This window comes from Nakamurella sp., from assembly GCF_048594475.1.
GTDB lineage: Bacteria > Actinomycetota > Actinomycetes > Mycobacteriales > Nakamurellaceae > Nakamurella.
This window is the reverse complement of the sequence record NZ_JBMDXT010000127.1, coordinates 1-7,873: the sequence shown is the minus strand read 5'-3', so window position 1 is coordinate 7,873 and position 7,873 is coordinate 1. Positions and strand designations below refer to the sequence as shown.

At 74.5% G+C, this 7,873-nt stretch carries 7 protein-coding genes and 1 pseudogene; 1 reads left to right on the top strand and 7 read right to left on the bottom strand.

The window, feature by feature from the left end:
• The 3 genes from ACOJUF_RS06580 to ACOJUF_RS06570 all read right to left on the bottom strand — a co-directional run.
• Window positions 1-167 (bottom strand): WhiB family transcriptional regulator (locus ACOJUF_RS06580; protein ID WP_420121062.1); only part of this gene is annotated, 167 nt, incomplete at its 3' end.
• A 157-nt stretch (window positions 168-324) separates the two neighbouring features.
• Entirely contained in the window at window positions 325-477 is a 153-nt protein-coding gene (locus ACOJUF_RS06575; RefSeq protein ID WP_420121059.1) for a hypothetical protein, read from the bottom strand.
• Window positions 478-671: 194 nt separating this feature from the next.
• Window positions 672-2,708 (bottom strand): ATP-dependent helicase, encoded by a 2,037-nt coding sequence (locus ACOJUF_RS06570; RefSeq protein WP_420121058.1) that lies wholly within the window; start codon window positions 2,706-2,708, stop codon window positions 672-674.
• Between the two features lie 237 nt (window positions 2,709-2,945).
• Between ACOJUF_RS06570 and ACOJUF_RS06565 the strand changes: the two genes are divergently transcribed.
• Window positions 2,946-3,842 (top strand): oxidoreductase, encoded by an 897-nt coding sequence (locus tag ACOJUF_RS06565; protein WP_420121057.1) that lies wholly within the window; start codon window positions 2,946-2,948, stop codon window positions 3,840-3,842.
• A gap of 34 nt (window positions 3,843-3,876) precedes the next feature.
• Here the strand turns inward: ACOJUF_RS06565 and nudC are convergent, their stop codons facing one another.
• The 4 genes and pseudogenes from nudC to ACOJUF_RS06545 form a co-directional block, all read right to left on the bottom strand.
• Window positions 3,877-4,827, bottom strand: a complete 951-nt coding sequence (gene nudC / locus ACOJUF_RS06560) for an NAD(+) diphosphatase (RefSeq protein WP_420121061.1) — start codon at window positions 4,825-4,827, stop codon at window positions 3,877-3,879.
• 11 nt (window positions 4,828-4,838) lie between these two features.
• Complete coding sequence (locus tag ACOJUF_RS06555) at window positions 4,839-6,194, bottom strand: M16 family metallopeptidase (RefSeq protein WP_420121056.1); 1,356 nt, start codon at window positions 6,192-6,194, stop codon at window positions 4,839-4,841.
• Window positions 6,191-7,486: a M16 family metallopeptidase gene (locus ACOJUF_RS06550; RefSeq protein WP_420121060.1), complete on the bottom strand. Its 1,296-nt coding sequence runs from the start codon at window positions 7,484-7,486 to the stop codon at window positions 6,191-6,193. The genes ACOJUF_RS06555 and ACOJUF_RS06550 overlap by 4 nt, the downstream gene beginning before the upstream one ends.
• A gap of 127 nt (window positions 7,487-7,613) precedes the next feature.
• Window positions 7,614-7,873 (bottom strand): annotated as a pseudogene (locus ACOJUF_RS06545) (hypothetical protein); the annotation flags it as partial.

Genomic DNA, 7,873 nt, shown 5'->3' with positions numbered 1-7,873 from the left:
CGCTCGAGCGCCGCGGCCAGGCACTCGGCCCGGACCGGGCAGTCGACGCACAGCGCCTTGGCCCGCTCCAGATCGTCCGGCCGTTCGGCGAAGAACAGGTCGGGGTCACCGGCGAGGCAGGGCAGGTCGTCCCTGGGACTGGTGTCGATGAGTTCGAGTAGGTACATCACGGGGGCCTCCGTGAGGATGTCGATGGCGGCCGACCGGTCCGGGAAGGGACCGGCCTACGGCTCGGAGTCGGTGGAAGGCCTGTGAAATACAGGCCGAATGGGGCATTCGCCCCGAAGGTGGGCGAACCAGCTCAGAATGCGGGCGAGCGGCCGGTCAGGCCTGCGGCGTCCCGTCGGGCTGGAACGAGCCGCCGGCGATGGCCATGCCGTGGCCATCGACCTGATCCTGGCGCGGTCGCACGCACAGGACCGAGCGCTCGATCCGCCGCTGGGAAGCGACGCCGGTGCCGGTCCATGCGCTGGTCATCCGCAGATTGAACATTCGGCACCTCCCTGGCGTTTCGCGACCCCGCCGCTGGCGGAGAGCATGTCTGGCGACTGTCTTGTACTCCGGTGCCGCACCGCTTCGCCCTGAGGGACCCCCGGTGCATCAACCGAGACGACAGTAGGTCGCGGCCTCCGGGCGGCGCAACCGATTATTCGAGAAACTTCGGAAAAACCTCAGGATGTCCCGGCGCCGGTCCGGCCCACGATCTCGAGCACGTCGGTGCCGTACGCGTCGAGCTTGGCCCGGCCGATCCCGGGAATGGCCAGCAGCGCGGCCGGATCGGCCGGTTTGCGCTCGGCGATGGCCAGCAGCGTCGCGTCCGAGAACACGACGAAGGCCGGCACCGACGCCTGGGCCGACCGGTCCTTGCGCCACGCCCGCAGCGCGTCGACCAGCTGCGGATCGGCCGACGACGGGCAGTTGGCGCAGCGGCCGGCCTTGATCTGCGCCGCGGCCAGCAGGGTGGACCCGCAGATCCGGCAGCGGCCCGGGGCGCGACCGGCCCGATCGGGGCGGGCACTGTCCGGCGCGATGCCGGTCAGGAACCGGCTGCGACGGCGGGTCCGCCGGCCGTTCTCGGTGCGCGACAGCGCCCAGGACAGGGCGAGCCGGCTGCGGGCCCGGGTGACGCCGACGTAGAACAGGCGCCGTTCCTCCTCGATCTCCTCGGGCGTCTCGGCGTGCTGGATGGGCAGCGTGCCGTCGGTGAGCCCGACCAGGAAGACCGCATCCCACTCCAGACCCTTGGCCGAGTGCAGGGACGCCAGGGTGACGCCGAGCGCGGACGGCGCGTGCTGGGCCTCCGCCCGCTGGTCGAGCTCACGGACCAGCGCCGCGACGGTGGCCTCCGGCTCAGCGGCGGCCAGCTCCTCGGCCAGGGTGACCAGGGCCAGCAGCGAGTCCCACTTGTCCCGCAGCGCGCCGGCCGGGGGCGGCTCGTCACTGAGCCCGACGGGCGCGAGGAGCTCGCGCACCCGGGCGACCAGCGGCTGCTCGTCCTCGGACGCGCCGCGCAGCACACCGATCGCCTGCCGCACCTCGGGCCGGGCGAAGAAGCGCTCGCCGCCGCGCACGACGTACGGCACCCCCTCGGCCGACAACGCATCCTCGTAGGCCTGGGACTGGGCGTTGATCCGGTACAGCACGGCGATCTCGGACGCCGGCGTGCCCGCCTCGATCAGGGCCGCGCAGGCGGCCGCGACGACGGCCGCCTCGGTGGGCTCGTCCGGGTGCTCGTCGAACGTCGCGGCCGGACCGTCGGGTCGGCCGGCGGTGAGCCGCAGCCGGTACCGGTTGGTCGCGCCGGACGCCCCGGCGATGATCCGGTTGGCCAGCCCGACGACCTGCGGGGTGGACCGGTAGTCGCGCTCCAGCTTGACGACCTCGGCGTTGGGATAACGCTTCTCGAAGTTCAACAGGTAGGTCGGGCTGGCCCCGGCGAAGGAGTAGATGGTCTGGTTGGCGTCGCCGACGACGGTGATCGTGTCCCGGCCGCCGAGCCAGGCGTCGAGCAACCGCTGCTGCAGCGGGGTGACGTCCTGGTACTCGTCGACGACGAAACTCCGGTAGCGGGAGCGAAACTCGGACGCGACGTCGCGATCGTCCTCGAGCACCGCGCAGGTGTGCAGCAGCAGGTCGTCGAAATCGAGCTGCTCGGCCTGCTGCTTGGCCTGCTCGTACCCGGCGAACACCTTGGCCACCGTCTCGGCCGGCAACGGGGTGTCCCGCTGGTGCCGGGCGACCGCGGCGAGGTACTGCTCGGGGCCGGCCAGCGTGGCCTTGGACCATTCGATCTCACTGGCCAGGTCGCGCAGGGTGGCCGCGTCGGTGCCGGCGTTGGCCCGCCGCGCGGCGATCGCCACCAGCCGCAGCTTGTGCTCCAGGACCGGCCACAGCTGCCCGCCGACGGCCCGCGGCCAGAAATACCGCAACTGCTTGAGCGCGGCCGAGTGGAACGTCCGGGCCTGCACCCCGGGCACCCCCAGGGTGCGCAGCCGCAACCGCATCTCCCCGGCCGCCCGGGTGGTGAACGTGACGGCCAGGATCTCCGACACCGGGTGCGCCCCGGTCGCGACCAGGTGGGCGATGCGGTGGGTGATGGTCCGGGTCTTGCCCGTCCCGGCGCCGGCGAGCACGCACACCGGGCCCGACGGCGCGACGACGGCCGCCCGTTGCTGGTCGTCCAGGCCATCCAGGTGGTTCGTCGGCACCCGTCCATGTTCGCACAGCCGTACGACACGGCCCGCCGCTCCCACTCCGCGCGGATCATCTCCACCCGCGCGGAGGAAGTCGTCGACTTCCGTCCCGTGCGCCACATTCGGGGCGGGTTGATCCGCGCCGGGCACGTTGATCCGCGCGGGCAGGGGGAGCACGCTTCGCCGCGCTAAGAACTGCGGCGGTACCGTCGGAGGTCGGCACCCACCACGGTTCGACCCGAGGAGACGCGCATGAGCACCACCCCCCTGTCCGCGGCCGGCACGCACGACCTGGCCGGGTTCCGGGTGAACCGGATCGGGTACGGGGCGATGCAGCTCCCCGGCCCCGGCGTGATGGGGCCGCCGAAGGATCACGCCACGGCGATCGCCGTCCTGCGGCGCGCGGTCGAGGCCGGTGTGAACCACATCGACACCGCCCAGTTCTACGGCCCGGACGTGGCCAACGCGCTGATCCGCGAGGCGCTGCACCCCTACCCGGACGATCTGGCCATCGTGTCCAAGGTCGGGGCCCGGCGGGACGCCCGCGGCAACTGGAACCCGGCGCAACGGCCCGATCAGCTGCGCGCGGACGTCGAGGCCAACCTGCGGGCGCTGGGCACCGAGCGGCTGGCCGCGGTCAACCTGCGCCTGCACTCCGGACCGGACGGCCCGGACGGCGAGCACGTCGAGCTGGCCGACCAGCTGGCGGCGATGGTGCAGATGCGCGAGGACGGCCTGATCGCCGGCATCGGCATCTCGACCGCAGACCGCGCCCAGGTCGAGCAGGCCATCGCCGACGCGGGCATCGTCACCGTGCAGAACGCCTACAGCCTGCTGGCACGCGAGGACGAGGACGTGCTGGCGCTGTGCGCGGCCAACGGGGTGGCCTTCGTGCCCTATTTCCCGCTCGGCTCGGCCTTTCCGGGCATGCCCAAGGTGGCCGAGCACCCGGTGGTGCGGCGGATCGCCGAGCGGATCGGGGCCACCCCGGCCCAGGTGGGGCTGGCCTGGTTGCTGCACCACGACCCGCACATCCTGCTCATCCCGGGCACCTCGTCCCTGGACCACCTCGAGCAGAACCTGGCCGTCGCCGGCGTCCGCCTGACCGCCGACGACGTCGCCGCTCTGGACGCCGCCCGCCCGGCCTGAGCGGCCTTGCCGGCCTGAGCCGCCCGACCCGGCCTCAGCCAGCGGCCCAGGCCTCGATCATCCGGCGGGCGATGGAGACGGTGCCCGGGAGCACCTGGGCGAACGCGGTCCCGGCGTCGACCGGGGCCGCGTTGTCCCGCTCGTCCGCGGACAGCCCGGGGACCGGAGTCGAACCGGGGTTCGGGGACAGCCAGTTGTCCTGGTCGTCGGCGATCAGCTGCCGGACGGTCGCGCGGTCCACCCAGCGGGCCGATTCGATCTCGCCGACCCGGGGCCGCAGCTCGTCGGACCGGTCGGCCCGGGCGGCGAACCCGACCATCAGCGACCGCGGGAACGGCCACGGCTGCGATCCCAGGTACTGCACGTCGCGAACCGGCAGGCCGACCTCCTCGGCGATCTCGCGGACCACCGCGGCCTCCAGCGACTCGCCCGCCTCGACGAAACCGGCCAGCACCGACACCCGCCCGGGCGGCCAGATCGGTTGCCGGGCCAGCACGATCGAGTCGTCGCCGTCGTGCACGAGCACGATGACCGCCGGGTCGGTCCGCGGGAAGTCCTGGTGGCCGTTGGGGCAGACGCGCGACCAGCCGGCCGGCTGCGGGGTGCTCCGCTCGCCGCAGCGCGGGCAGAACGGCGCGGCGCCGTGCCAGGTCAGCAGCGCCGTGGCGGTGGTGAACAGGCCGGCCTCGACGTCCGGCAGCAGCGCGCCGATCTCGCGCAGACCGGCCCCGTCGCCGGTGACCTCGCCGGGCATCGCCCAGTAGTCGACGCCGTCGACCTCACCGAGCAGCACGGCTCCCGCGGGCGGCTCGGGCGCGACCTCGGCGGCGGGCCGGAAGGCCAGCGCCGAGCCGTCCCAGCCGGCCCGGCCCGACCGGTCGACCACCAGCACCCGGGCCGCCGGCCAGGTGCGGCGCAGGCGGTCCGGGTCGCGGACGTCCTCGGACCGGTCGGCCGCCCCGCGGGACAGCGTCGGCACTCCCATCGACAACCCCGTCACGGCCCCTCCACCGAACCCAACGCCTGCAGACCCGCGGCCACGGCGTCCATGTCGCCCAGCACCACGCCGGTGAACGCCGACGGCGCGAGCATGCCCGCCGCCGCCGCGGCCACCTCGTCGATCGTCGTCGCGGCCAGCCGCCCGGGATGCTCCCGCAGCCAGGTCTCGTCCAGCCCGCTGCCGGCGAGCAACGACAGCATCGACGCCAGGCCCGACTGGGTGGCCAGCGAGGTGGCCAGCGTGCCGAGCGCGTAGTTGCGGGCCGACTCGACCTCGGCCGCGGTCGGCGGTTGCAGCGCCAACCGGCCGAGCTCGTACCGGGCCTCCAGCAGCGCCGGCGCGGTGGCCGGGGTCGCCGTGTCGAAACTGACCGAGACGGCCGCCCGGGACGGCCAGAACTCCATGCTCGACCGCGCATGGTAGGTGAAACCCTTGTCCTCGCGGAGGTTCTCGACCAGCCGCGAGGAGAAGTAGCCGCCGTAGACCAGGTTCGCCAGCTGGTGCGCCGGGTACGCCGGGTCGGCCCGGGGCACCGCGGGCGCGGACAACCGGATCTGCGACTGCACGGCGCCGTCCCGGTGCACCGCCCGCACCGGGCCGCCGGCGATCACCGGGGGCGGGTCGAGCGGCCGCGTCGAGCGGTCCGACTGCCAGCCCGCCAACGCCCGGGCCGCCACGTCGGTGGCCCGGGCCGGGCTCAGGTCGCCGACCAGGGTCAGCGTGCTGCCGGCCGGCACCACGGACCGGCCGTGCAGCCCGCGCACCGCGGCGACGCCGACCCCGCCGACGGTCTCGGCGTCGGGCATGTCCCAGGCGGCCGGATGCTCGCCGAAGCGCCGCTGCTGCAGCAGCCGGTGCGCGATCGTGCCGGGCTGGGCCGCCGCGATCATCAGGTGTTCGACCAGCCGGGCCCGCTCACCCAGCACGTCGTCCTTGCGGTAGGTCGCCCCGGTCAGGCAGTCCGCGAGCACGTCCAGCAGGGTGGGCAGGCCCGAGGCCAGGACCGATCCGGTGACGAGCAGCCGCTGCGGGTCGACCCCGGTGTCCAGGTGGCCGCCGACCGCGGCCAGCTCGGCGTCGACGGCCCGGCGATCGCGCCGGTCGGTGCCCAGCAGCAGGGTCGCCGCCAGCAGCTCGGCCCGCGCGGCGTGCAGCGGGGTGGTGCCGCCGAACGGCACCCGCAGCCGCACCTCGACCAGCGGGCTGCGTGGCTTGCGCGCGGCCACCACGGTCAGCCCGTTGTCCAGCACGGTGCGGCGGACCGCCGGCACCTTGCCCTGGGTGCCGGGCCGCAGCGCGGGCACCGGGCGCGCCCCGGCCGCGGTCCGCCCGATCTCCTCCGCCGTCCTCATCGCTGCCCCGCCGGCTCGGGCACGATCCGCAGCTGGGCACACCGTTCGGGGTCGAGAGTGGCGGCGGCGGCGGCGATGTCCGGCGCGGTGATCCCGGACAGCAGGTCGGGCAGCTCACCCAGCAGCTCGGCGCGGCCGTGCAGCAGCTCCAGCGAGCCCAGCGACCGGGTGCGGCTGGCGATGGCGTCGTTGTCCCGGTACAGCGTCGAGGCGAAACGGGCCAGCGACCGCGCCAGCTCGTCCTCGTCCGGGCCATCGGCGGCCACGTGCCCGATCTGCTCGGCGCAGGCGTCCAGGACCTGCTCGGCGGTGACGTCCAGGGGATGGAACGCGCCGAGCACGAAGACGTCCGGGTCGCGGGCGTCGAGCGGGCCGCCGAGCAGCCCCGGGGACGCCCACAGGTCGGTGGCCAGGTTGGCCTCGGCGACGACCGCGGACTGCAGCCGGGACGACTCGCCGTCGGACAGGATGCCGGCGAGCGCGACGAACGCCAGGTATCCGGGCAGGTCGGCCACCGGATCGGGCAACCGCCAGCCGACCGCGAGCGCGGGCGACGGGGCGAGCGGGTCGGCGTGGTCGGCCCGGAGCACCTGCGTCGGCGGCGGTTCGGCGAACGACGGCCGCACCGGGGCGGGCCGGAACGGGATGTCGTGGAAGTGCCGCTCGACCCACTCACCGGCCTGCCCGGGGTCGAAGTCACCGCACACCGTCAGCACCGCGTTGGCCGGGGTGTAGTAGGTGTCGAAGAACTCCGCGCAGTCCTGCACGGTCGCCGCGTTGAGGTCGACGAAGTCGCCGTACCCGTTGTGCGCGTTGGCGAACGAGCTGAACAGCACCGCCGGCAGCTGCACCCAGGGGAACCCGCCGTACGGCCGGTTGAGCACGTTGAGCCGGATCTCCTCGCTGACCACGTCGACCTGGTTGGCCAGGTTCTCCGCGGTGATCAGCGGGGCCCGCATGCGGTCGGCCTCCAGGAACAGCGCGCGTTCGAGCGCGCCGGCCGGGACCACCTCGAAGTAGTCCGTGTAGTCGGTGTGCGTGGAGCCGTTGAACACCCCGCCGGAGGACTGGACCAGCCGGAAGTGCTCCAGCTTGGGCAGCGACTCGCTGCCCTGGAACATCAGATGCTCGAACAGGTGCGCGAAGCCGGTGCGCCCCTCCGGTTCGGAGCGGAACCCGACGTCGTAGTGCACCGCGACGCCGACCACCCCGGCCCCCGGGTCCGGCGCGAACAGCACCCGCAGGCCGTTGTCCAGCACGGTGCGATGGACCGGGTAGTCGGCGCGGGGCAGGCGGTGCGGGCGCGGACGTCCGCGTCGGCGGGCGGCTGGAGCCGCGACGGAAGGCACCGGGCCACCCTACGTGGACCCGTCCCCGATCCGGCGTGGGCACCGGGCCGGACCCGGCCCGGGTGCCGCCTCAGACGCCGGCCGCGCTGCGGTGGGTGAACAGCTCGTCGTGCAGGCTGTCGCGCAGGCTCTCGGCCGGCGGGAACAGCAGGTCCAGGTCGCCGCCGCCGGTAGCCGGCGCCGGCTCCGCGGCGGGCTCGGCGGGGGTGGGTGCCGGCTCGTCCCCGTCGGGCCGGGCATGCCGCCCGCGGCCGGTGCCGCCACCGGCGCCGGCGGGCGGGGTGCCGGCCGGTCGCGGCCGGCGGGCGTCGCGGACGACGGCGGCGACCG

Bases quoted from the DNA above. Each gene is read 5' to 3' on its own strand.
- ACOJUF_RS06575 (WP_420121059.1), bottom strand. From the start codon at position 477: ATGACCAGCGCATGGACCGGCACCGGCGTCGCTTCCCAGCGGCGGATC.
- ACOJUF_RS06565 (WP_420121057.1), top strand. From the start codon at position 2,946: ATGAGCACCACCCCCCTGTCCGCGGCCGGCACGCACGACCTGGCCGGG.
- ACOJUF_RS06555 (WP_420121056.1), bottom strand. From the start codon at position 6,194: ATGAGGACGGCGGAGGAGATCGGGCGGACCGCGGCCGGGGCGCGCCCG.
- nudC (WP_420121061.1), bottom strand. From the start codon at position 4,827: ATGGGAGTGCCGACGCTGTCCCGCGGGGCGGCCGACCGGTCCGAGGAC.